The sequence below is a fragment of the Penaeicola halotolerans genome (assembly GCF_016464625.1).
GTDB lineage: Bacteria > Bacteroidota > Bacteroidia > Cytophagales > Cyclobacteriaceae > Penaeicola > Penaeicola halotolerans.
The window spans coordinates 271,016-296,101 of the sequence record NZ_JAEAGO010000003.1; the positions used below are offsets into that span (position 1 = coordinate 271,016).

The 25,086-nt window shown below is 38.7% G+C and carries 22 protein-coding genes and 1 pseudogene; 10 read left to right on the forward strand and 13 right to left on the reverse strand.

Annotation, left to right across the window (positions count from 1 at the left end; translation table 11 throughout):
* Positions 1-7: 7 nt before the first annotated feature.
* Complete coding sequence (locus I5349_RS08755; protein WP_226390382.1) at positions 8-1,222, reverse strand: DcaP family trimeric outer membrane transporter; 1,215 nt, start codon at positions 1,220-1,222, stop codon at positions 8-10.
* A 252-nt stretch (positions 1,223-1,474) separates the two neighbouring features.
* Between I5349_RS08755 and I5349_RS08760 the strand changes: the two genes are divergently transcribed.
* Positions 1,475-1,867, forward strand: a complete 393-nt coding sequence (locus I5349_RS08760) for a DUF1801 domain-containing protein (protein WP_226390383.1) — start codon at positions 1,475-1,477, stop codon at positions 1,865-1,867.
* 75 nt (positions 1,868-1,942) lie between these two features.
* On the opposite strand, the gene I5349_RS08765 is transcribed toward I5349_RS08760, so the two are convergent.
* From I5349_RS08765 to I5349_RS08790, 6 genes are read right to left on the reverse strand one after another with little or no spacing between them, the layout of a single operon-like run.
* Positions 1,943-2,752 (reverse strand): SDR family oxidoreductase, encoded by an 810-nt coding sequence (locus tag I5349_RS08765; RefSeq protein WP_226390384.1) that lies wholly within the window; start codon positions 2,750-2,752, stop codon positions 1,943-1,945.
* A 12-nt stretch (positions 2,753-2,764) separates the two neighbouring features.
* A complete protein-coding gene (locus tag I5349_RS08770; protein WP_226390385.1) occupies positions 2,765-4,060 on the reverse strand; it encodes a TRAP transporter large permease in 1,296 nt (431 codons plus the stop codon).
* A gap of 11 nt (positions 4,061-4,071) precedes the next feature.
* Positions 4,072-4,539, reverse strand: coding sequence for a TRAP transporter small permease (locus I5349_RS08775; RefSeq protein ID WP_226390386.1), 468 nt, complete (start codon positions 4,537-4,539; stop codon positions 4,072-4,074).
* A gap of 5 nt (positions 4,540-4,544) precedes the next feature.
* A complete protein-coding gene (locus tag I5349_RS08780; protein ID WP_226390387.1) occupies positions 4,545-5,540 on the reverse strand; it encodes a TRAP transporter substrate-binding protein in 996 nt (331 codons plus the stop codon).
* Between the two features lie 35 nt (positions 5,541-5,575).
* Complete coding sequence (locus I5349_RS08785; protein ID WP_226390388.1) at positions 5,576-6,244, reverse strand: beta/alpha barrel domain-containing protein; 669 nt, start codon at positions 6,242-6,244, stop codon at positions 5,576-5,578.
* Positions 6,241-7,236: a sugar kinase gene (locus I5349_RS08790; protein WP_226390389.1), complete on the reverse strand. Its 996-nt coding sequence runs from the start codon at positions 7,234-7,236 to the stop codon at positions 6,241-6,243. The genes I5349_RS08785 and I5349_RS08790 overlap by 4 nt, the downstream gene beginning before the upstream one ends.
* 105 nt (positions 7,237-7,341) lie before the next feature.
* On the opposite strand from I5349_RS08790, the gene I5349_RS08795 reads away from it, so the two are divergent.
* The 6 genes from I5349_RS08795 to I5349_RS14305 all read left to right on the forward strand — a co-directional run bounded on the left by I5349_RS08795 (position 7,342) and on the right by I5349_RS14305 (position 15,376).
* Entirely contained in the window at positions 7,342-8,988 is a 1,647-nt protein-coding gene (locus tag I5349_RS08795; RefSeq protein ID WP_226390390.1) for a UxaA family hydrolase, read from the forward strand.
* A gap of 44 nt (positions 8,989-9,032) precedes the next feature.
* Entirely contained in the window at positions 9,033-10,058 is a 1,026-nt protein-coding gene (locus I5349_RS08800; protein WP_226390391.1) for a LacI family DNA-binding transcriptional regulator, read from the forward strand.
* A gap of 9 nt (positions 10,059-10,067) precedes the next feature.
* Entirely contained in the window at positions 10,068-11,492 is a 1,425-nt protein-coding gene (uxaC, locus tag I5349_RS08805; RefSeq protein WP_226390392.1) for a glucuronate isomerase, read from the forward strand.
* Between the two features lie 18 nt (positions 11,493-11,510).
* The gene (locus tag I5349_RS08810) at positions 11,511-12,938 is read left to right on the forward strand and encodes a tagaturonate reductase (RefSeq protein ID WP_226390393.1); all 1,428 of its coding nucleotides are present in this window, start codon (positions 11,511-11,513) and stop codon (positions 12,936-12,938) included.
* A 100-nt stretch (positions 12,939-13,038) separates the two neighbouring features.
* Positions 13,039-14,274, forward strand: coding sequence for a serine hydrolase domain-containing protein (locus I5349_RS08815; RefSeq protein WP_226390394.1), 1,236 nt, complete (start codon positions 13,039-13,041; stop codon positions 14,272-14,274).
* Between the two features lie 952 nt (positions 14,275-15,226).
* A complete protein-coding gene (locus I5349_RS14305) occupies positions 15,227-15,376 on the forward strand; it encodes a carboxypeptidase-like regulatory domain-containing protein (RefSeq protein ID WP_226390395.1) in 150 nt (49 codons plus the stop codon).
* A gap of 122 nt (positions 15,377-15,498) precedes the next feature.
* On the opposite strand, the gene I5349_RS14285 is transcribed toward I5349_RS14305, so the two are convergent.
* Positions 15,499-15,642 (reverse strand): single-stranded DNA-binding protein, encoded by a 144-nt coding sequence (locus tag I5349_RS14285; RefSeq protein ID WP_317194235.1) that lies wholly within the window; start codon positions 15,640-15,642, stop codon positions 15,499-15,501.
* Between the two features lie 632 nt (positions 15,643-16,274).
* Here I5349_RS14285 and I5349_RS08830 point away from each other — a divergent pair.
* Positions 16,275-17,390 (forward strand): tyrosine-type recombinase/integrase, encoded by a 1,116-nt coding sequence (locus tag I5349_RS08830; protein WP_226390396.1) that lies wholly within the window; start codon positions 16,275-16,277, stop codon positions 17,388-17,390.
* 191 nt (positions 17,391-17,581) lie between these two features.
* Positions 17,582-18,352, forward strand: a complete 771-nt coding sequence (gene lnu(I), locus I5349_RS08835) for a lincosamide nucleotidyltransferase Lnu(I) (protein ID WP_008992950.1) — start codon at positions 17,582-17,584, stop codon at positions 18,350-18,352.
* Between the two features lie 254 nt (positions 18,353-18,606).
* Here the strand turns inward: lnu(I) and mph are convergent, their stop codons facing one another.
* Both mph and I5349_RS08845 read right to left on the reverse strand, forming a co-directional pair.
* Entirely contained in the window at positions 18,607-19,494 is an 888-nt protein-coding gene (gene mph, locus I5349_RS08840) for an Mph(E)/Mph(G) family macrolide 2'-phosphotransferase (protein ID WP_226390397.1), read from the reverse strand.
* A gap of 5 nt (positions 19,495-19,499) precedes the next feature.
* Positions 19,500-20,723 carry an MFS transporter gene (locus I5349_RS08845; protein ID WP_226390398.1) on the reverse strand — a complete coding sequence of 408 codons (1,224 nt, stop codon included), beginning with the start codon at positions 20,721-20,723 and terminating at the stop codon, positions 19,500-19,502.
* A gap of 355 nt (positions 20,724-21,078) precedes the next feature.
* Here I5349_RS08845 and I5349_RS08850 point away from each other — a divergent pair, with 355 nt between their 5' ends.
* Positions 21,079-21,855 (forward strand): hypothetical protein, encoded by a 777-nt coding sequence (locus I5349_RS08850; protein ID WP_226390399.1) that lies wholly within the window; start codon positions 21,079-21,081, stop codon positions 21,853-21,855.
* A gap of 157 nt (positions 21,856-22,012) precedes the next feature.
* Here the strand turns inward: I5349_RS08850 and I5349_RS08855 are convergent, their stop codons facing one another.
* The 3 genes and pseudogenes from I5349_RS08855 to I5349_RS08865 form a co-directional block, all read right to left on the reverse strand.
* The gene (locus tag I5349_RS08855; protein WP_226390400.1) at positions 22,013-22,876 is read right to left on the reverse strand and encodes a helix-turn-helix domain-containing protein; all 864 of its coding nucleotides are present in this window, start codon (positions 22,874-22,876) and stop codon (positions 22,013-22,015) included.
* Positions 22,877-22,952: 76 nt separating this feature from the next.
* The gene (locus tag I5349_RS08860; protein ID WP_226390401.1) at positions 22,953-23,690 is read right to left on the reverse strand and encodes a putative quinol monooxygenase; all 738 of its coding nucleotides are present in this window, start codon (positions 23,688-23,690) and stop codon (positions 22,953-22,955) included.
* Positions 23,691-24,089: 399 nt separating this feature from the next.
* Positions 24,090-24,494: pseudogene (locus I5349_RS08865) on the reverse strand (XRE family transcriptional regulator).
* Positions 24,495-25,086: the final 592 nt, after the last annotated feature.

Genomic DNA, 25,086 nt, shown 5'->3' on the forward strand with positions numbered 1-25,086 from the left:
TATCTTTTCATAGCTTTTTGGCAAATCGATAAATAAAATTGGCTTGCAATTTATGGACAGCAAAGAACCTACCTTGTGCAGCAGGAAGACCCAGCACTGGATCCCCCGCAAAGTCTGTATTCTGCCTGGACGCGTGCTGATATTCCACCCCAAAGGAAATGTTTGAAAAAGGCTGATGAATGAGTCCTAACGTAAAATAATTCCCTCTTTCAAAAGAGGTACTCAACTGCGAAGCAAAAGTCTGATTGACAACTCTAGAAAAGACTACCGTAGCACTAAGCGTCTCAGACAATTTGACTTCACTAGCTGCCATGATAGAATAAAAAGGAATAGCGCCACCGGTATAAGGAGTAACGGTATTATCAGGATCAGTCCTAACACCCACATCCGCAGTACCATCATTGAGAAAGTTTTGGATGCCCTTACCCGTGACAAAAGCCCCCTTGAGCGTCACATGACTACTAGCTACTAGGCGCCCTGTGAGATTGGCGCCATAGCCCCACGTACTCCCGCTATAGTCTTCCTGCGGAGTACCACTCCTATCAAACCATGAGATATACTTCGTGACCCAACCCAACTGAAAATGCCCTTTGGCAAAACTCCTCCTGTAATGAATCGTAGCTGCAGGAAGCTTATTAGTAAAGACGATATCAGATAGCTTATCCGCATACTCGAAATCTCCTCTAAAAGGACTCAAATCTGAAGTGGCGGAGGGATTTTCCAGTCCGACCATCACTTGGGTGGCTTGTCTATCCACTACTTGATAACTCACCTGAATATTGCGCAACAAAACCAAGCCACTAGGCCCGAAAAAATCAACAGTAGTGGGATTCACACTGCCATCCATAAATACCGAATTTCGCTGACCAAAAGCCCATCGATTCCACTCGAGGTAGGCACTATGCACCCGAAAAAAGGTCTGTCCGATATTGCTTCCTCCTCCTACAAGATCAAATGCAAAGCGTGTCACCAGATCACCTTTCTTAGTCTCTTGTCGTGTATTAAACCCAAACCTAGAGGGTCTGATACCGATGGTAAATTGCCCATCATCTGCAAAGGGTCGCCCTTGATCATTGAGCAACTTACTTGGCCTAAGCATCTCACTCCAATTGGGATCTGAAGATTGGAAATTATAAGTCGTAGTCAACCAAAACATCCCCGTAAACTCTACCTCGATAGGAGGTCGGTCCTGAGCAACTAACCGACTCGAAAACAAACTCACCAGTAGAAACAACCTTAAAAATAAGTTAATACGCCCCATCAATAGCTCACATTAGTTTTCTAGAATAATCAGACTTTATCATAAATTTAATCCAAAAGCCCTTAAACCGGAGCTTTGTTTCGGTTTTGAAAATTAATTATTTTAGACATCTCCTTTGATTGTATTTATTAGTCTATCTAATAAAAAATCAAAGGTAAAATCTTAAAATTATGCTATAACTGCCCTTTAGCAAAAACAGTAATCTTAAATCATATGAACTCAGATATTTTAGCCTATCATAATAGACAAACTGCATCTGATAAGATAATTTGCGAACTAATCGCAGAAATCATCGAAGCCGAACTAATCGAAGCCGAATCAAAAATTTGGCATGGACATCCTGTTTGGTTTCTAAACGCTAATCCTATTGTAGGTTATAGTAAACAAAAAAGAGGTGTTAGACTAATGTTTTGGAGTGGTGCTGATTTTGAGGAAAAAGACCTTACAGTTATAGGCCATAAGTTCAAGGATGCTTCTATTTTTTATCAGGATGTCTCTCAAATCAAAGTAAACGATCTAAGACGCTGGCTCAATAAGTCTAGAGCAATTCAATGGGACTATAAAAATTTGATCAAACGAAAAGGGCGTTTGGAAAGAGTAAAATAATTAGAGCTCTAACATAGTTTAGTTTTACTATTAGTCAATTAATCGGATATTCTTGCTGTTCTGAGCTGATTTTAATCAAACACCTGAATACGCATTAAATCCTCCATCTATGGGGATGATAACACCAGTCACAAATTTAGAAGCATCACTAGCGAGCCAATGGACGGTGCCTAACAGATCCTCATCCTCACCAAATCTACCCATAGGTGTATGCGCTATTATTTGTTGACCTCTGACAGTAAGAGCACCATTGACCTCAGTGAGTAAAGCTCTATTTTGCTCTGTTAGAAAAAACCCTGGTGCTATAGCATTGACACGCATATTGGGTCCATATTTCTGGGCAAATTCTACTGCCAGCCATTTAGTGAGGTTATCTATAGCTGCCTTAGCTGAAGAGTAGCCCATGACACGCGTTAGCGGTCTTTGAGCCGCCATCGAAGAAGTATTGATTATACTTACAGGATGTCCTCCATTGAGTAAAGGTAAAAAAGCTTTGATCGGTAAGAGGGTTCCTTGATAGTTCAGTTCCATGACTTTCTTTAATGCCCCAGCATCCAAGTCTTCCAATGTCTGATCTGGCCTAATGACTGCCCCAGGCATATTGCCGCCAGCTAAGTTGATCATGACATCTATAGCGTTTATCTCATTTGAGAGCTCCTTAGCTACTTTAGTTAGTGCACTCTCATCCGTTACATCTGCAACCAAAATTTTTATCTGAGTATTGGGAATTTTAGATTTCAAGTTCAAAAGCTTCTCTTCACTCCTGCCTAGTAAAAATAGATTTGCTCCATGAGCTGCAACATAGCTAGTGATCTGAGTACCCAGCACTCCTGTAGCACCAGAGATCAGGATATTTTTACCGTCAAGGTTAAATAGGTTTTTCATATCAGATTAGATTTAAATACCGAACAATCGAGGTAGCCAAAGCGTGAGCTCTGGAAAGAGCGTGATGATAATAAGCGCAATGACCATTGCTAAGAAAAAGGGCAAAATCGGTTTTAAGACTTTTTGAATAGTGGTATTGGCTACACCCACACCTATAAATAACACAGATCCTACAGGAGGCGTACAGAGACCGATACACAGATTGAGTATCATCATGATACCAAAGTGTACAGGATCTACGCCCAACTCCTCCACTACTGGCAGAAATATCGGAGTGAAAATCAACACCGCTGGGGTCATATCCATAAATATCCCAACAAATAGCAAAATCAAATTAATGATGATCAAGATCACAATTTTATTCTCACTTAGCGAAAGTAATATGGCGCTAATATTTTGAGGAATATCTTCACTAGACATCACCCAAGACATACTCATAGACGTGGCGATTAGTAGCATGACTACAGCGGTAGTCTCTGAGGATTTAAGTAGTACAGCAGAGAGATCCTTGAAGCTTAACTCCCTATAAACAAATGACAAGATCAATGCATAAAGTACCGCTATAGCAGATGCCTCAGTAGCGGTAAATATACCACCTACTATGCCTCCCATCACCACTACCAAAAGCAAAAGGCTCGGAATAGCATGACCAAATTTATTCCAGACCTCCTTCATAGAGCTTCGCTCTCCTGTAGGCAACTTTTTCTTTCGGATCATGATAGCTCCAGTCAGCATCAGCATCAGTCCCACCAAAAGCCCTGGTATGTATCCTGCTAAAAATAAAGCCGCGATGGATACTCCTCCAGAAGCTAAAGAGTACACAATGAGCACATTAGATGGAGGGATGATAAGACCTGTAGTCGAAGAAGTGATATTTACAGCAGCTCCTAGTTCTTTAGGATAGCCCTCTTGCTCCATGCGCTTACCCAAGATACCACCTATAGCCGAAGCTGCTGCCACCGCAGAGCCTGCGATAGCGCCAAAGAGCATCGCTGCCAAGACATTGACATAGATCAAACCTCCCGGAAGTCTGCCAGTGAGCGCTTTAGCAAGTTCGATGAGTCGATGGGCTATACCTCCTCTATTCATGATCTCCCCAGCCAAAATGAAGAATGGAATCGCTAGCAAAGAGAAGCTATCTAGACCAGTAGCCATACGCTGGGCAATCGTAGTAGCTGCTGGCTCAAATGGTACAGTGACCAAAAGGGTCAATAGCCCAGACAATCCTAAGCTCCATGCGACAGGCACGCCAATACTCAGAAATAATAAAAAGGAACAAACTAAAATCAATATGCTAAGAAACTCCATGTGTCTGTAGGTTACTTGATAAGCTTGATGCGCTGGAAAATCGCTTCTAGTTGATAATAAACAGTCAATAAGCCACTCAAAGGGATGATGGCATATACATAAGCTAATGGCACTTGCAGTGTGGCCGATTTTTGTGACAATGTATAAGTGATATAAACTAAGTTAGCACCTCCATATACCATAGTGACTAAGGCAAATATCATGACCAAAGCACAAATAATCATTTGGAGTTTAAGCTGATTAGGGGCTGACATTTTAGAGAGCAGCAGATCTATGGCAAGGTGCTTACCTTGGCCTGCCACATAGGCAGCACCCAGCATCCCCAGCCATATCAACATATAGCGAGAAAGCTCATCGGTAAAAGCACTTGGATTTTGAAAGATATAGCGAGAGCTTACTTGCCAAGTGACGTTCAGCACCATCAGCCCCATCAAAATGATCAAAAGAACAGCGACTACCTTGTCAATGCTAGTTTTCATCCTTATTATTTTTTATCTACCACAGGCTGATCCCTGATCTCTCTAATGATCTGATAGAGCTCAGGTGCTGTTTGTTCAAATGAACGATACATTTCCTCTACTTTCTCCCTAAAACCCGATTGATCTGGATAGTTGATGGCGACACCAGCGGCTTCAAGTGCTGCTAATGACTCTGCTTCTGCTTGCTCCCATATTTTGTATTGAAAAGTAGCTGATTCATCTGAGGCTTCTTGAAGCCATTGTTTTTCTTGCTCAGTCAGATTATTCCAAACTTTGGTGCTGACGATCATGATATCTGGTAGTGCAGTGTGCTCATTGATACTGTAATACTTGCATACCTCATAATGCTTAGACGTGAACAGACTTGGTGGATTATTTTCAGCACCATCTACGATACCCTGCTGCAGTGCAGTATATAGCTCACCATAAGATACTGGTGTAGGAGATCCTCCAAAATGTTTGACCATAGTGGTGGCAGTATTGCTTTCCATCACCCTGATTTTCATTCCAGATAGATCCTCTGGAGCATTGATCGGTTTATTTTTTGTATAAAAACTTCTTTTACCAGCATCATAATAGCAAAGCCCTCTCAACCAAAAATCTTCACCTTCAAGCAGAAGTTTCTTACCAATTTCACCTTTGAGTACTTGGTCTCTATGGGCATCGTCTCTAAAAAGATAGGGCATGCTAAATACCTGCATAGCTGGAGCAAAACTCTCCATGACTGCCGAGGAGACTTTAGTCATTCCCAAACTCCCTATTTGCAGCAGCTCTACAAGTTCTCTTTCTGTACCTAGTTGTTGATTAGGATAGACTTTTACCTGCATCTTCCCATTAGACTTTTCTTCCACCCTTTGAGCGAGATACAACATCGCTTCATGTACGGGATGTGTGACTCCTAGTCCATGTCCCAGTTTGATCACGCGTACTTGTTGGACTTGCTGACATGCGCCTACTGTAATGAGAAAAGTGACTATAAGAATATATTTAAATAGCTTCATTTCATACCTTTTTAATTAACGAAGTATGTCCTGCATCATGGATGCTCAACTTGCGCAATGGTCTTTTTTACTACTATGATTTTATTTTTGAGACCATCATAATCTTTTGATGCTATAGATCTCTGATCAAAAAGCTGCGATCCCATACCTACACAGTGTACCCCTGCGCTGAACCAAGACTTTAGATTCTCTTGAGTAGGTTCTACACCTCCTGTAGGCATAAGTAGTACATCTGGCAAAACAGATTTGATAGCAGAAATAAAAGCAGGCCCAAGTACATTGCCAGGAAAAGCTTTGATCAAAACAGCTCCTTGGTTTGAAGCTTCATAGACTTCTGATACTGTACCGCAACCAGGAATCCAAATCACTTTTTGTCTCATCATCCAGTCGCAGAGGCCTTGTGACCAAATAGGTGATACAAAAAAATCAGCACCAGCAGTATAGTAAGCTTCAGCAGAAGTGATATCTAAGATTGTCCCGATACCCAAATAGAAGTCCGACCATTCTTTGGCTATTGCTTTCATTTCTTTGAAAACCTCTAAGGAATGTACACCTCTATTAGTAAACTCAAAGACTTGAAGTCCCGCCTCTTTCGCAGTTTTCATAACTGTTATGGCGGTTTCTGGATCTTTATGATTAAAGACAGGAATCAGACCAGAGGACTTCATTGCTGCTAGAAGAACATTAGCATTTTTTATACTCATCTTAATAATTTACCAATGTTATTACCAGAAACCAACGCATTTACCTCTTCCACAGACACTAAATTAGCATCTCCAGGAATGCTATGCTTCAATACTGATGCGGCTGTTGCAAACTCCACAGCTGCCTCATCCTTCATGTGTAGTAAACCATATATCAATCCCGCCATGTAGGCATCTCCCCCGCCTATACGATCTACCATGGCGCTCATATCATAGATATTGGAGCGGATAAGTTCTTTCCCGTTCCAGAGTAGTCCTTGCAGCTTATTATGGGAAGCAGATATGGCTTCTCTTTCCGTTTTGGTGATATACTTGACTTGGGGAAATTGCTTTTGAGCCAATTGACAAGCTCCCTCATAATCGACCGCAGTAATCCCTGTACAATTTTCAAAATCCGTCATACCCGCTACAATGATGCTAGACTTACTAATCAAATCTGGCATGACATCTTGGGGATTTTGACCATACTGCCACAAATTTCTCCTGTAGTTAATATCTCCACTGATAACCAACCCTTTGTGATTTGCTGCGTCTAAGGCTGCTCTAGTCCATGCTAGAACACTCGATGAGATGGCAGGCGTGATACCAGTCCAGTGCAACCATGTAGCCCCATCTAATACTTGATCCCAATCTGTATCATTTGGATCTAAGTGGGCAAAAGCAGACTCAAATCGATCGTAAATGATCTTTGGAGCCCTTTGCATGGCACCATTTTCAAAAAAGTATACACCCATTCTACCAGCACCATATTGAATGGCGCTTGTATCTACCCCATACTGTCTGAGGTATTGGGCAGCAGCATACCCTAGCTCTTGGTCTGGAAGTACAGTCACATGAGTAGTATGCAAGCCAAACTGAGCTAATGAAATGGCTACATTGGCCTCAGCGCCACCATAAGTTACTTCAAAATTTTTGGCTTGGACAAACCGCTCATAATTAGCGGTACTGAGCCTCATCATAACCTCTCCTAAAGTGATGATTTTATGCTCCATATACAGATTCAATCATGATAAATAAAATTAATCGATTAGCTTTTCTTTTTCTACTTGTTTTATCTAACTTGTGCAATCGATTGCGCAATATAAACAAAAATTCTAATGAACCATAAAATTTTACAGACTCATCCAAAAGATAACGTTTTAGTTGCTTTAAAGGATCTATCAACAGGAGAAACTATTGTTTTTAATGATAAAGCCATCGAAATAAAAAATGATATTCCAGCTAAACATAAGTTTGCAATCGATGATTTGTGCAACGGTACGCACATTTATATGTATGGTGGTATCGTAGGAAAAACAACTACCTCAATAGCTTCTGGAGAGTTACTCACTACACTAAATGTAAAGCATGAGGCAAATGACTTTGGACAGAAAGAGGGCAATTATCATTGGGAGACTCCAGATATAAGCCGCTTTAAAAATAAGACATTTCTAGGGTATCATAGAGCTGATGGCCAAGTAGGTACTGATAACTATTGGCTTGTAATACCTTTGGTTTTTTGTGAAAACAGGAATGTTGAAATCATCAAACAGGCTTTTATAGATGAGCTTGGATTTGCTAAACCGAACCCATTCAAAAAACTGGTCAAAGAAATGGCCTCCTTGTATGAAAGTGGTGATCAGAAAAGCATCCAAACCCTAACTGTAGAAGCGGTCACTCAAAAATCTGATAAAAAGCTTTTCAATCAGATAGATGGTATCAAATTTCTAACACACCAAGGTGGCTGTGGTGGTATCAGACAAGATTCAGAGATGCTTTGCGCATTATTGGCAGGCTATATCAATAATCCCAATGTAGCTGGAGCTACTGTCCTTAGTCTGGGTTGTCAAAATGCCCAAACAAGTTTGTTAGAATCAAAACTGGATGCGATCAATCCGAACTTGACAAAGCCTGTTATTATTTTAGAACAACAAAAAGAAGGTACTGAGATGCAACTTTTATCTCAGGCTATCAAGCAGACATTCTTAGCGATGGCAGACGCCAATGAGCTCAAAAGATCTCCCGCCCCACTAAGTAAACTGACAATAGGGCTAGAATGTGGCGGCTCTGATGGTTTCTCAGGCATATCTGCCAATCCTGCTGTAGGTTATGCTTCTGACCTTATCGTAGCATTGGGTGGCAAAGCGATGCTTTCGGAATTTCCAGAGCTCTGTGGAGTCGAGCAAGACCTGATCAATCGCTGTGTAGATAATCACACCTCCGATAAATTCAGCTCACTAATGAAAGCCTATGCTGCATCTGCAGAGGCTGTAGGCTCAGGATTTGATATGAATCCATCGCCAGGCAATATCAAAGATGGACTCATCACTGATGCGATGAAATCTTCTGGAGCTGCCAAAAAAGGTGGTACATCTCCCGTATCTGATGTGCTTGACTATGGTGAGTATGCTACCAAACCAGGACTCAATCTCCTCTGTACACCTGGCAATGACGTGGAAAGCACCACTGCTATGGCAGGATCTGGTGCAAATATTATACTGTTTACCACAGGGCTTGGGACGCCTACTGGCAATCCTATCTCCCCTGTCATCAAGATTTCATCCAATACAGCTTTGGCTAGACGAATGCCTGATATCATAGATATAGATGCAGGTCCTATCATTGCTGGTGAAAAAAATATACAAGAGATGGGAGAAGAAATACTTGAATTCATCATCCAAGTAGCTAGTGGCGAAATCAAAACTAAAGCACAACTCTTAGATCAAGATGACTTTATCCCTTGGAAAAGAGGGGTGTCGCTTTGAGCTTGTCTAGAAGGCTCAAGAGATATACCTATAATAAAAAAGATATGAAACAAGACAGGGCAACCATACATGATATTGCTAAAAAGCTGAATACAACTGCCTCTACTGTATCTAGAGCACTCAATAATCACCCGAGAATATCAGAGGCCACTAAGAAGCAAGTACTCAAAATGGCTAAGAAGTTAAACTATCAGCCCAATCACATTGCTTCTGCATTACGTAGCGGAAGAAGTAGACTAATCGGAGTCGTCTTACCAACGATCAATCGTAACTTCTTCTCCTCTGTGATTAGAGGAATAGAAGAAATCGCCAATAACCTCGACTACAAAGTCATCATTACCCAGTCTTATGAAGACTATGAAAAAGAAGTACAGACAGTAGAAGCACTCCTCAATGCTCGAGTAGACGGCATCATCGCCTCTATCGGTAAAAACACTGAAAATTTTGATCACTTCAAAAAAGTATTAAAAAAAGGAATTCCGCTTGTGCTGTTCGATAGGATATCAAATGAATTAGAAGTCAGCCAAGTAGTCATTGATGACCATTTAGGTGCCTATCAGACAGCAGATCACTTGATCAAGCAAGGGTGTAAACGCATCGTCCACTTCACTTCTTCGCAGAAAATCAATATCTACAAAGAACGAAAGCGTGGATACGAAGATGCGCTCAAAGAACATGGGCTTCCTGTAGATCCTGAGCTAGTAGTGCTGTCCAATATGCAACTAGAAGATGGCCGACAAGCCATGCTTCAAATCATAGAAAAGGGAATTCCATTTGATGGTGTTTTCTCTGCATCTGACTATGCGGCCATGGGCGCAATGCAAGTATTGAAAGAAAAAGGCTTCAAAATCCCAAGTCAAGTGAAAATTGCTGGATTTGGAGACGAACCCTTTACATCATTTACAGAGCCATCTATCACTACAGTCGATCAAAAAAGTATCCCGATGGGACGCATCACTGCCGAAACCTTCTTTGAACTACTCAAATCAGATCCAAAGCAAAGTGTCCCACAGCGAACAATCTTAAAGCCTGAGCTCATTATCAGAGACTCTAGTAAAAAAACCAAATAGCCTATTAACATGGACAATTCAGTTTTAAAACAACAAAAATTTCTATCCGAAGACTTCCTACTTCAAAATGAGTTTGGAAGACTTTTATACCATAATCATGCAGCCCATCAGCCTATCATAGACTACCACTGTCACTTATCACCTCAAGCGATCGCTGACAATCATACCTTTGCTAATATCTCTCAATCATGGCTAGCAGGCGATCACTATAAGTGGAGAGCTATGCGTACTCTGGGTATCAATGAGAAGTATATCACTGGGAGTGCCTCAGATGAGCAGAAATTTCAAAAGTGGGCTGCTACTGTGCCTTACACGCTTCGCAACCCACTCTTTCATTGGACGCACTTGGAGCTTCAAAGATATTTTGATATCGATCAACTTTTAACGACAAATACGGCACAGGAGATCTATCAAGAGACTACCGCAAAACTCCAAACTCAGGACTATCGAGTAATCGGCCTAACCAAAAAAATGAATGTAGAGGTTATCTGCACGACTGATGATCCTACAGATGATCTTGCACATCATATCAAGGCTAAAAATCAAGGTGATGGTCCCAAACTCTACCCCACATTCAGGCCTGACAAAGCCTATGCAGTAGAAAATTCAAAAACTTACACTAAATATCTATCCCAACTTGAGTCTGTCAGCGGTATCATGATTAGCCGATATTCAGATCTTTTGCAAGCATTAGCTCAGCGAATAGATTTCTTTCACAACCATGGATGTAGGCTATCCGATCATGGACTAGAGCAACTATACTACTTTGAAAGTGATCCTTACGATATTGAAAATCTCTTTAAAAAAGTACTGACAGGCCAGCAACTTGATGTAGCAGAGGTACAGTATTTTAAATTTAGAACACTCGTATCATTGAGTAAAATGTACCATAGTAAAGGCTGGACTCAACAGTTTCATTTAGGTGCTTTGCGCAATACAAATGAACGAATGCTCAGTAAACTAGGGCCAGATACTGGGTTTGATTCTATAGGAGATTTCTCTCAAGCCCGTGCACTTGCAGGATTTCTCAATCTCCTAGATAAGACGGATCAACTTTCCCAGACCATCTTGTATAATCTCAATCCTGCCGATAATGAAGTTTTTGCCACAATGACAGGCAACTTCAATGATGGCTCTGTAAAAGGCAAAGTCCAATATGGATCTGGATGGTGGTTTTTGGATCAAAAAGACGGCATGGAAAAGCAAATCAATGCGCTATCAAACATGGGAATGTTGAGTTGTTTTGTAGGCATGCTAACTGACTCTCGTAGCTTTTTATCCTTTCCTAGACATGAGTATTTCCGTAGGACGCTCTGCAACCTGATAGGCAGAGATGTTGCCAATGGAGAGCTTCCTGCAGATGAAGCTTGGCTAGGCAAAATCGTATCAGATATCTGCTATCACAATGCCAAAAACTACTTTAAGTTTGGCTAACTATAGCTATTTGATGATATGAATGAATTGAATAAAAATACCGCTAATAAAATACACCGTCCTGTGAAAGTACTTCAGTATGGTGAGGGTAATTTCTTGAGAGGATTTGTTGACTGGATGATCGATATCGCTAATGAGAAGACTGACTTCAATGGCAATGTCCAACTAGTGCAGCCTCTACCTCAAGGTCTAACCGAACTGATCAAAAAACAAGACGGACTGTATCATGTACTCCTTCAAGGCATTGAGGAAGGTCAAGCTAAGGAGTCCAGTAGACTAATTACCTGTATTGCTGACATTCTCAATCCATATGAGGATTATGCAGCTTATTTAAACTTGGGTACCAATCCTGATTTGAGATTTGTCATATCAAATACCACAGAAGCGGGGATTACATTTGATCACACGGATTCAGATTATAGTAAGTTACCCACTACCTTTCCAGCGAAGCTTACCACCCTCTTGTATCATCGATACCTTCACTTCGATGGGGCTACAGAAAAAGGCCTTATCATCATTCCTTGTGAACTAATAGATCAAAATGGCAATCAACTACGTGATTGTATTTTGAACTACATCTCTCTTTGGCAACTTCCGGCTGCCTTCGCTGATTGGGTACTATCAAGCAACACCTTTTGTAATACCCTTGTTGATAGGATTGTCCCCGGATTTCCTAAAGACACAATACAACAAGTTCAGCAAAAATTAGGATTTACAGATCAGCTTGTTGTGACAGCAGAGCATTTTCATCTCTGGGTAATTGAAGCACCAGATCATGTTGCAAAAGAGTTTCCACTACACAAGGCCGGACTTCAAGTCAAATTTGTCAAAGATCTTACACCCTACAGAACTAGAAAAGTAAGGATATTAAATGGAGGACACACCGCCATGGTTCCTCTAGCCTATCTATATGGTCTTAGGACAGTACGAGAAGCTGTCGAAGACTCAAAGTTAGGAACCTTTATAAAAGCAGCCATCTATGAAGAAATCATCCCCACATTAGATCTGCCAGAAGATGAGTTAAACAGCTTTGCGGATGATGTCTTGGTGAGATTTGCCAACCCATATATCAGACATGAATTATCCTCCATAGCCCTAAATAGTATTGCTAAATTTAAAGTTAGAGTATTGCCGTCACTCCTTAAATACCATGAAATAAAAGGGACATGGCCTAAAAACTTAATTCTTTCATTTGCTGCATTGATACGTTTTTATAAAGGATCGCAAGATGGCATAGCACTTCCACTCAAAGATGATGATGAAGTACTCGCCTTCTTTAAGGAAGTTTGGAAAAACAGCTCCTTAGAAACATTAGTAAATACCGTCTTGTCTGAAAAAAAACTTTGGGGAGAAGATTTGACAAAATACCCAAATTTAGCTGCCGAAATAAAACAATCACTTATCACCTTAGAGCAGCAAATCAACGCCTCAACTAATTCTGCTTAATCAGTCCAAAACTCATTATATAATGAAAAAGAAGTTACTTAAATGAAAACGACCTCTTTATATTAACTTTATAGCCTACCAGACGCACAAGATGCCTGTCATGAAGAGGATTTATAGCTTTATCATATTATGCTTTCTCAGCAGCTGTGCTCATCAGCAGCAGCTCGAGCAAGACATCCTACAGATACAAGAGAAATATGAGCTGATGGGTGGCATAGTGGTGACCTTTGATGATCGTGAGATATTAAGTCAAATTCCTTTTGGAGTCGCAGACCTCAAGCAAAACATTCCTGTCACTGACCAAACCTTCTTTAGAGTAGCAAGCATTTCCAAAACGATCACCGCGATGGCATTTATGCTACTTGTAGATGATGAAAAAGTTTCTCTAGATGATGACATCAGTGAGATACTCGGTTATACAGTAAGACAACCTGATTTTCCACAGCAGCCTATCACGCCTCGAATGCTCCTATCCCACACTTCCTCTCTGGTGGATGGTAAGCACTATGATGATTTTTTATCAGCTTTAGCGAAAGACACAGTTCCGCCACTAGCATCTCTCATCCAAGAAGGTGGACGCTTTTACAGCCAGTCAAACTTTATACAGCATGCACCTGGATCTTTCTTTAGCTATTCCAATATCAACTATGTAATCCTTGGTACCCTAGTAGAAAAAATCAGTCAACAACGATTTGACATTTTTTGTGAAGAAAATCTCTTCAAACCACTATCCATTGAAGGTAGTTTTTCAGTAGAAAATCTATCTGATAGTGCCTCTGTAGCAGTGCTGTATCGAAAAATAAATGGCAATTGGAAAGCCCAAGCAGACAGCGCTATGATTCCTATCCAAAGAATGCCATTACTTACTAATTACATTCCGGGTACTAATGCCGTTTTATTTTCTCCACAAGGAGGACTTAGAATCACCGCTACTGATCTTAGCAAAATATGGCAACTAATACTCAATGAAGGGCAACATAAGGGTAAACAGATAATTTCTCCATCAGTGATTAAGCAAATGACTCAAGCCAGCTATGAATATGATGGAACAAATGGAGATCATGCACAAGGCCTCTTTAATAGTTGGGGATTAGGCATCCACCGAATCATCGGAAATAAGGGTTTGGACAAAGTTTTTGAGCAAAGTGAGCTAGTCTATGGCCACCCTGGAGAAGCCTATGGACTGGTTTCAGGAGCATACATAGATCCCGACAAAAAGTATGGAGTAATTTTTATCACCAATGGAAGCGGAAAAGGATATCAAAATGGCGAACGCTCCGCTTTTTATGAAGTAGAAGCCGCTATTTACCAGGCAGTAAGTAGGTCTCTTGAATAGCCATAATTGAGAGATTATCATGATGCTTTCCACCTCAAACACCCCTCGTAGAGACGCGATTTATCGCGTCTTATCTACATACAACCAACCGATCATAAAAAGCACCTATAGCAGTAAGCTACCTGCATTGTCACCCTGAGGCACGAAGGCCTGCCTCCTGAAGGCTTGCCTCACGAATGGAGGGATCTAGGAGCAGCCCGCTATTGAACAAACGAGATCATGACCCCGAAGTGGGTCACACATTTGTAGCACGGGGTGTCAACCCCGTGAAAAAAGCAATCACATTTTCAACGACCCCGAAGTGGGTCGAATATCTACCTGTTAAACCGCTAAAACGCTTAGGTATCCATGACACCGCTATAGCCCACGGTTTAGACGCTAGAGACTGATGACCACCTCACCCCTACCAATCGTTTCAATCCTTTCATCAATATCACCCAACATAAAAAACCAATACCTCAAAGAACGCACAATCAATCAACTGAAAAGCAAGATCAAAAATCTCAAAATAGGACGCAAATGGGATGGCGTGTTTGGCGCATTTGGCGTATTTGGCGCGATTGGCGCAAATCGACACTTTTGGCGTATATGGCGCATATGTCGCGTTATATAGGGGTATTTTGACCCTCTAAGGCAGTATAACCCTCCTTTAGGTGGAGGATAATACGGGGATAACCCCGAGGAAACCCCTATAAAACCAGAGGTGTCATCTAAAATAATACCACGAATTCCCTCTTTTATCTAAAAATGAATTGATAAGACCCCTTGAATGAGTACGCCTTTTCTCAGACACCAATCGTCAAAATTTCATCTAGTTTGTAGGGACTTGGCTTGGTTTGTTTTATATTGTTTGGAGATTAGGAATAAAAGCCATAAAAACCAATGAACAGAATAATTACTACAATTCTAGTTTTTTTCCCTTTTCCAAGTAATAATCATTGCTCAAAACATAGTGATAGAAGGAGTAATAAAAGACTCGAAACAAAAAGAAGCTTTGTCCTATGCCAATATTTTTTTAAAGGGAAGTTATTCTGGAACTATAAGTAATCAAAACGGACAATTTAGAATTATAATTCCGAAGGAAAAAACAGTGACAGTATAGTAGTCTCATATATAGGATACAAAACACAAACCTTTTATATATCAAAAATCCTTTGTCAATGTATTTTTCAGCAATATCCGCTATTTTGCTCCAGGCGGTCAATCTGTGCCATTGTGTTTCTTCTACCTTTTTCCATTTTGGTTTTTATAGGATTCATTGGTAGCCAGGTTGATGTTGACAAATTCCTTTCCATTATCGAAAGTTTTGATTTCAGACTTAGCACCTAAGCGACCGATTAACTGAGAGTTGTTTTTTAAAATGTACATGGTTTTTTAATTTTAATAAAACATTTATTGATTTAAGTCGCTACCAATCAGCAGCAATATCACAAAGGTGTAGGTTGGGCTAAAAATTAATCGGGTGCTAAGCGTTTACTGTCTTTTGTTGTCGTTTGTAAACGTTTATTGTCGGTTAAGAAAAGAAGATTAATTCATATAAGGTTGCCATTGTACTAGAACGAAGCGTTCAATGCCTCTAGGGTCTTTCTTAGCCAGGAAGCCAAACTCGTAACAGAATAGGTAAACTTCACTCTTAGAATTCTTCCAATAGTGAGTAAAATACTTGGGATCGAAGCCAACTTCCAATAATTTTTCCTTTCGAATAGTCGCTTTTCCAGCCTTATTAAAGTTTTTCAGAATTTTCCTGTTGATTTTAAGTTGCCTATCTATTTGCTTGTACAGGCTACTTTCATGCTGTTTATTTTGCTCGTAATGGAAGTTAGATTTGCAGTAAGGAGAGCAAAATTTCTTATCTGACCGACCAGTAATTACCTCTTTACAATTAGGACATTTCTTCATAAGCGTAGATTTAAACGATTATTATACGTTTAAATCTACATTTATTTATGTTAAAAACCAGACTAATCAGCTAGTTTAGAAGAAATAAAACTTTAAAAATCATGAATTTACAAAAGCAAATTACCTTGAAGCATCTCTTAATTAACAATGAAAAGAAAATTGGCCTTCAGTTTTACCCTGACAAGGTTATTCAAGCCTTGATTAAATCATTGCCGGAAGTTAAGTGGACTGAAAAGTATCAGATGGTCTATTTACCTAATACACAAAAGAATTTTTATACTCTACTGAAAACATTTAAAGGTGTTGCATGGATTAATATGAAATATTTCGCCCGAAATAAACCGGTAAACACTTATGGAGAGGAATTGAAAATTGATGATTTACGTAAGAAATATCCCCAGATACCAGAAGCCTATTTTCAGAAATTGGAATTGAAAAGGTACGCATATAAAACAGCACTTACATATTGTAGCTGTTTTGCTAAATTTCTGAGACATTTTCCCAAATCGAATTTAATTGAGATTCAAGAGCATGACATTAAAAAATTTATTCAGAGCCTTATTCAGAACGGATTATCAAATTCTTCAATTAATCAGGCCATTAACAGCATAAAATTCTATTTTGAGGTAGTGTTAGGAATGCCTAATAGATTTTATGATGTAGAAAGACCGATAAAGGAAGAAAAACTTCCTGAGGTAATAAGTAAAGAGGAGGTACAAGAGATGATTAATAAAACCTTTAATTTAAAACATCAATGTATTATTAGTTTACTTTACTCCGCTGGTTTAAGAAGGGGGGAATTATTAAGGTTGAAAATTAAGGATATAGATAGCAAAAGAATGACTGTTAGAGTTGAGCAAGCGAAAGGGAAAAAAGATCGTTACAGCTTACTGAGTGAAAAGTTATTATTAAAATTAAGAGCTTATTTTAAAGAGTATAGACCTAAAAAATACCTTTTTGAAGGTAATCCAGGGCATCCTTACAGCGCCAGTAGCGTAGTGAAGATTGTAAGAAAAGCAGCTCAAGATGCACACATTAAAAAAAATGTTAAACCACACACATTAAGACATTCATTCGCCACTCATTTGTTGGAAGCTGGAACAGATTTGCGATACATTCAAATTCTGCTAGGCCATAATTCAACCAAAACCACAGAAGTTTACACGCATGTGGCCACTAATACTTTTAAAACAATTAAAAATCCGTTAGATTGCTAAAAATATAATGTAGCTAAATGCACCTTATGGTGTATTTAGCGAATTGTTGGCGGTAATTTGAAGAAACAATTAACAACGAAAAACATTCAAGAAAATGAAGCTATAAGTAACTGTAAGATAGAATAAGAATTGAAATATCCTTTAATACGCAAAGTATAAAGGGCGATTGTTAATATTAAAAAAATTAGAAAATGACACAGTTACAAATGATTGACAAAACAAAGTCAATAGCTCAAAATGATAAAAATATTTCTGCCGTATTTATGTACGGGTCATTTACCAAAAATGAAGGGGACAAATATTCAGATATTGAATTCTACATCTTCTTGAAGGATAAAGAAAATTTTTCCGCTGAAAATTGGGTAAGCCAAATTCATCCTTTGGCATTATATTTTACCAACGAGTATGGAAGTGAAGTTGCCATTTTTGAAAATATGATAAGGGGGGAGTTTCATTTTTTGACAAACGACCAAATGGAAGTTATCAAATCGTGGGACGGTTTGGTAGAGTTTAGCGACTTTGACAAGATGATTTTAGTAGATAAAGAAGATTTATTGACTAACACGCTCAAAGAAATAAAAACTAAAGTACCTGATCGAACAACAAATGAAAATATCCTGTGGTTGAGCCAATCATTGTTGAATGTTTTACTTACAACAAGCAACTTAATTAAACGACAGGAATTTGCTCACGCTTACCAAAGCTTATCAAATGTTCAAAAATATTTACTTTGGTTAATAAGAATTGAAACATACCAAACCAAACATTGGGAAAGTCCAACAAAAAGCTTGGAAAAAGACATAGACCCAGATTGGTATTCGTTATTTCAGGAGACAACATCAGAATTAGATCCGACAGATATTAAAACAGCTTTCAAGAAGACATTAACATTGACTGAAAAACTTTTTGATAATCTTGGAGTTGAAGCAAAATTAAAGGGGGTATTAAGGAGAATTGAATAAAAAAAACTACCGCCAACATTGTATAAGCGTAATGCGGGCGAAGTGGCTAAAATTTAGTATTTTGGCATCTATCAAAGTTCGTGCTAGCGGACAGTGTATTGCTCCGAAAACCCGCACTACGCTTATACTTGACCGTTGGCAACAAGGCTAATAGCTACACACATCAACCCCAGGAAAAAAGATTAAGTTTCGATTAATAAATGGACTGGTCAAAAAAATAAGACCAGCCCTAAATAATAAAAAGTTAATCACGATTAATACTGAACACCTAACTGGACTTTTGCACCGTTTATATGGACTTCATCCTGTGTTTCAACAGCAAAATAACCATAAGCCAAGGGTGCAGCCGCAGCTCGCTCAGCGGCCTGCTCAAAAATCTTATTCCATATTTTGCCACCTTGTTTTTCATACTCTGAAATTAAAGACTTGAGACTTTCTTCTCCGAAAACAGTGAGATGTCCCGAAAAATCTTGGGAAATATCACTGATTCGGGCTGTTGACCAGTCAATAATTCCACATACATTACCATCGGCATATGTTATAATATGTCCTGCATACAAATCACCATGAATGAATTTTGTGAAGTTCGGCCACAGTGTATCATTATCCAACCACTTTTTGTAACGATTTTCTAAATCATTACTTATGCCAAGTTCGGATTTTACCAAGCGTAATCGTTCGGAAATCTCGCTTCTCAGACTTTCAGGTGTAGTAACTTCCAATCCATTCAGAACAACTTCTTCTTTCGGAATAGCATGGAGTTGCACCAAAATTTTAGCCAATGACTGAATGTAGTTTGGACTATCTTTATCCATATTCCAAGAAACCTCATAAGTTTCAGCATCATAAGTCAATGCTGGTTTTCCATCCAATAAAGGATACGCTACCAGTTCTTCGTTCGCAATTTTCCAATCTGGAACTTGCACAGTGAGATGTTTGCAAACTAACTGTAGAATTAGTTTTTCCTTTGCAATCTGCTTACCCAAATCGGGTCTTCTGGGAATACGCAACAGCCATTGATTTTCATCTTTGTCTGTTGCAAAACCAACCTTGAAATCTATTCCCATTTCGTTGAATTTCATCTTGTCTGAAAGCATTAAACCATGTCTTTCTGCAAGTTTCTGAATGTCTGTATTTTTCATTTGTTTTATTTTTTTAAATTATTACCTAACTGCATAAGTTTCTCAGAGCCATACGAAAGCAACCCGATAACGATAGCCAAACATCCACTTATGATAAAAGTGATGTTTATACCTATATTTTCTGCAATCACGCCTGTGAACAATAAACCGATTATACTTGGCAATACCGCCAAACTGTAATAAAGAGAAAAGACTCGTCCCAGCATTTCAGGTTTTACTGTTATCTGGACAATAGCAGTAAAACATGCATAAAAAACAGATAAACCAATACCTCCAATTGCTGTTACCAGAACAAATCCAATGAACCATTCTTTTGGGAAAACTCCGCTAAGAAGGAATGTTAACCCCAATATGATATACATTGAATTAACCAATACAATCTTTGACATCGCAATTTTGAACAAGCCTAAAACAGCTCCACCAATCAGCATGCCTCCCCCCCAAACTATCTCAACAAGGCCCATTTCCCATTTTCCTCCTCCATAATGTCCTGTTGTCAGTAGTGGGAACATAATTGCAGCAGGCATGATGACAAAGGTGATAGCCATGGCATAAAGAAAAAGGTAAGTTAAACCTCTATTTTTAGATACGATATGTAACCCATCTATAAATTCGGTTGATATTGTATGAACAGAAAATTTAGAACCTTTTATTGTCTGTGGTATTCTTACCATCATAAGCGAAGAAATTGCCAGTAATGCTCCAATCAAATCAAGATACAAAACATTTGAAATAGGCAATATGGCAATTGCCACTGTACCAAGTGCAGGACCACCAATACTACAAATCGAATGTAACATTTGATTAATACCAGCAACTCTTAGCAATTCTTTTTTAGGCACAATTAGCGGAGCCAAAGCTTGTAGAGCCGGTGAATGAAAGGCATTGCCAACCGAACGTAAACCTAACATGATATAAATCCATACAAGATTTACCGTTTCCTTGTTAAGGATAAATATCAAAACAATAGCACATACAGCAATGAAAGTATCAGAAAGAATCATGATACGTTTTCGATTAGTACGGTCTATATATACCCCTGCTAACGGGCCAATAATAGCTTGTGGCAATATTCCAGCTATACCTGCATATGCTAAAACCTCGGCGGATTGATACTCTAGACTAAGCCATATGACAATAGCAAATTGGACTGCATAACTTGTCAACATTGAAACAAATTGCCCAGCCCATATAAATATATAGGTGTTAAACCATTTTTGGTTCTCCATGAAATAAACTTGATTAAATTATACAACAATAAATGGATAGCACTGAGAAGAGCTATCTAAAAAAAATGTGGGTATTTTGAGAATTACCCTATTATTTTATCCAAGGCTTTGCCATTTGTAGTATAATTTATTGGAAATAACCGCACAAAGGTAGGAAATATTTTTTTTAATTTGAAGAAATAAATAGTCTGAATTTGGATGTAAAAAAGCCCAGTTGCCAACAGCGTATATAATTAAGTGCGGTTTCGGTGCTGATAATTAGCATTATCTCCCGCATCAGCCTCGGTGCTTTTCGACAGGGAAGCAACCCGCAATCCGCACCTAATCATATACGCGGACCGTTAGTGCCAATGCTATGACGACAGACACGAAAGACATAGAACTTGAAGCAGCTTGTAGTTTGACAGAACGACAAGCAAGAGAGATTTTGGCTCGTGACAAATCTTGGTTCGACAAAATTATTGGTGGGAATAATGACATAAAATTCAGTTTCAATCAATTCGACCTACTTTCCTACCTTAGACAAAGACCCGAACTATGTGGCAAAATCTTGCAGTTTTCTTATGACAAGAGATGTTCACCAGCGACATTTATAGAAGAACACGAAAACACATATAGAGTTGGTTGGTTTGACAAAGACCGTGAGCAAATAAAGACTTTTGACAAATTGTATGAAGCGGCAACGGACTTTGTGCTGTTCTCGTGGAATTTAGGAAGACTTGAACGACAAGAATACAGACTTCCAAAACAAATAAGAGAAAGAGCCATAGAAAGCGGAAACGAATTTGGTTGGAAACAACAAGACTTCAAAAAAGTAGTTGAAGCAGCTCGACAAGTTCCAATGGCAATTGTAGGTGGACAGGTTCAGTATGTTTTTGATGACGGTATTTGTGAACTTTATTGGCTCTCTTACGACCCTGACGAAAGACAGGAAAATGAAGAATGGGTTACTTACTGCAACAGGACAGCAAACCAAGTTAATCAAAAGTTCGACAAACTAATTAACGAAACAGACTTTGATAAAGAAACACAGACTTTTGAGTTTCTGAAGGAAAAGAAAAACGAAGGCGTTGACATTGACGAACACAAGATTTTTATAATTTACTTCAATGACAATGAACCTGACCTTTGAACGAAATAAAAGAAGCACAGGCACTAACAGCACCTACCCAAAAGTGGCGGTTCAGTGGTTAAATCAAGCTTTTTGCTACTATCTAAGTTTGTGCTTGGTTGACAGTGAAGTGCTCCGGAATCGCCACCTTCGGGTAGCTGCCAACCGTTATGAGCAATTAATTTGACTCTAGTTTAGCAAAACCAACTGTCTTACGATAAATATCAGGCGATACTCCTACCTTCTTTTTAAAAAAACGACTAAAATAGAATTCATCGTCAAAACCTAAAAAAGCAGCAACTTGTTTCACTGGTTTAGAAGTTAGATAAAGTTCTCGTTTCGCCTCAATAATGATTCTATTTGAAATTAAGGATGAAGTCGTTTGATTGAGATATTTCTTGACGATACTGGCTAAAATTTTAGGACTTACACATAGTTCATCTGCGTATTCTTGGGGAGAATGGAATTTGCAATAATTACTCTCAATTGCATCGACTAAATTTTGTAAAATTTCTGTATTTGAATCTGATAATCTGGGAGTTAATTGTTGATCAAATTGTTTCTTATGTCTGACCGCTTCTATTAAAAACACTTTTAAATATGCCACAAGAACTTCATGCTGAGCGATTGAGTCTTTGTCCATCTCTTTCGAAATTTGATCAATCAAACTAAGAAATAGGCTTTGCTCGTTTACAGTAAAATAGGGTAAACCATGGAAATTATTAAAAAGGAATCCCTCGGTCTCTATTTCGTTTTGATGTCTATATGTACAAAAAAAATCGGGATGAAAATTCAATAAGTAACCCTGACACTTTTCTTCAGAACGTATCATAAAAGGTTGATACGGAGCCAAACAAATCATTTGATTTCCTTGCAATTCAAAATTCTGAAAATCAACGCTTAGTTCATAGCTAATTCCACATAACAAAACGATAGAATAATAATTTCTTCTTTGTAAATGATCAAACTGGCTTAGGTCGTTGAGCTCTTCTAATCTAAACGCAAGTTCTCCGTTTTGTTTGTCTATAATTATTTTTGCCATACTAAATTTATTTTTTAGCTCATTCAAATTTTAAAAAAAAGGAGTACCTAAAGCACTCCTTTCTTAAATCAAATATTTATTTTGAAGCTAGAATGTTAATTTTTTGAATTGCTGAAGCATCAAAGCCTTCCAAAATTACAGGCGCATTCTCCATCAACGCTGCTGCTACTTTCCCTGTCAAATGAGCATCTCTGCCAGCGTCATCTGCAAACGTATCGAAAATGGCATATGTTTCTTCATTGATTTTAAAAGCATACCATGATAAAGTTGCAGGCTCAGAACTTACCAATGACTTGCCCGCTTGTAAGAAATCCTCCACTGCAGATGTCTTTCCTTCTTTGGCTTTCATAATCACCAACAATCCCTTATTCTGATTACCCACTTTATGATTACTTGCTTGAACATCAACAGCCTTAATGTCTCTGCTAACATCAAAACCTTCTAAAAGATCTCCAGCATTGGCCAATAAGGCTTTTGCCACTTCTCCTTTTAAGTGTGCCTGTCTGCCTTCTTCAGCTTCAAATGTGTCATAAATTCCGAAAGTTTGTTCATCTATTTGAAATGCAAACCAAGATGCAGTTTTTGGTTCTGCATTTACCAATGATAAACCACCTAGAAGAAACTCTTTCACTTCTTGCTCCTTACCTTCTTTCGCTTTCATGATTACTAATAATCCGATTTTTTCATTTTTTGTATTGACCATAATATTACTTTTTTTAGATTGAGAAAATGTTTGAATTATTATCCCTAGAATTAGAACTAAGCTACTTAATTTGATTAAACTTTTAAATTTGATTAAACTTTTAAAGTTCATTTTAACTTATTTTTGTTACACTGCAAATGTGGAACTAAATAAGGGGCCTTGGAATGGAGATAAGAGACTTAAGCATGGACAATTTTCAGTGACAATGAAGAATGTAAAAAAGCTCATAACACTGTATATGAAATCATAGATCCATTCGGGCGCTACGCTTCATATACTAAACGTTAGCGGGCATTGTAAAAGACATTTTATTTAGGTCTGAGTAGAAGAAAGATTGGGTCGAAATAACTTTTGATGACTTAATTAAGAAGCTTAAAAAGGAAGAATGAAAAGAACGGCTGCTTATAACAGCACTTACCCAAAAGTGACCATTCATTGATTAAATAAAAGTTTTACTACGGCAAAACAAACTTTTCCTAAACCACATTCACCACTATCCTCAAATCACTTTCACCCCTTTATCAAGCTCTCCAATCTCGCCATCATCTCATCCTTTTCCTTAAGCATACGCTCATAAAGGGCAATTTTTTCTTCGTGTAGCTGTACTATCTTTTCAATTGGATTATAATTAAGATTTTCTACCCTGTTATTAAACACGGCATTATCAGAAAAATTACATGAAATTAAGTTCACTGCCTGTTCCTCATCAAAATTCTGAATAGCTTCTACAGGGATTTTGAGGATATCAGATACTTGACGGAGGATATCATCTTAGATGGTTTCTCTTTGTTCGAGGAGGGAAATTTTCTTTTGCGACCACTCTTCACCGAGTTCTAGCGTCAGGACTTCTTGCTTGATACCCAGCATCTCTCTGAAGCGTTTGACATTGCGACCTTGGTGTATTTTCTGTTGCATAGCGATCCGTAATTTTTGAGACAGATTAAAAATATAGACAATATAGCAAAATCATCCTAATTGACCAGCATATTTTATTCATCCAAAGGGGGCGTTTGTCAGGTATTGCTAAGCGAGGGTAAAGCGCGGATGATCTGCACGCATCGGTGGCTAGCAAATCACCAAAATTGTCTTTCAAAAGTAGAACTTCGAGTGTCAATTTGTGACAATCACATAAATCTATAATTTATAAATTTTTAATTTATAATATAATTATTTTTATATTTTGAGTCATTTTCAAAAGGAGTTATCCTCGACTCTTCCTCGACTTATCCTCGACTCTTCCCCGACTCTTCCTTTACTTCCCCTTATATCAGGCGAATAAAACGAATAATACGAACAGAACGAATAAAGCGAACAAAACGAATAATACGCATAATGCGTACAAAACGAACATTCGTTTGTGAATTCAAATTCCCCTCCCCATCTTGCTCACCATACGGCCAAGATCCGTTCTTTGACATGTTGAGTAAGCACATCGTCCTACGTTTGCAACGAGGACGGCCGAGATAGGCGTTTTTAACGCCTTTTGGACAGAAGCTCTTAGCATTCA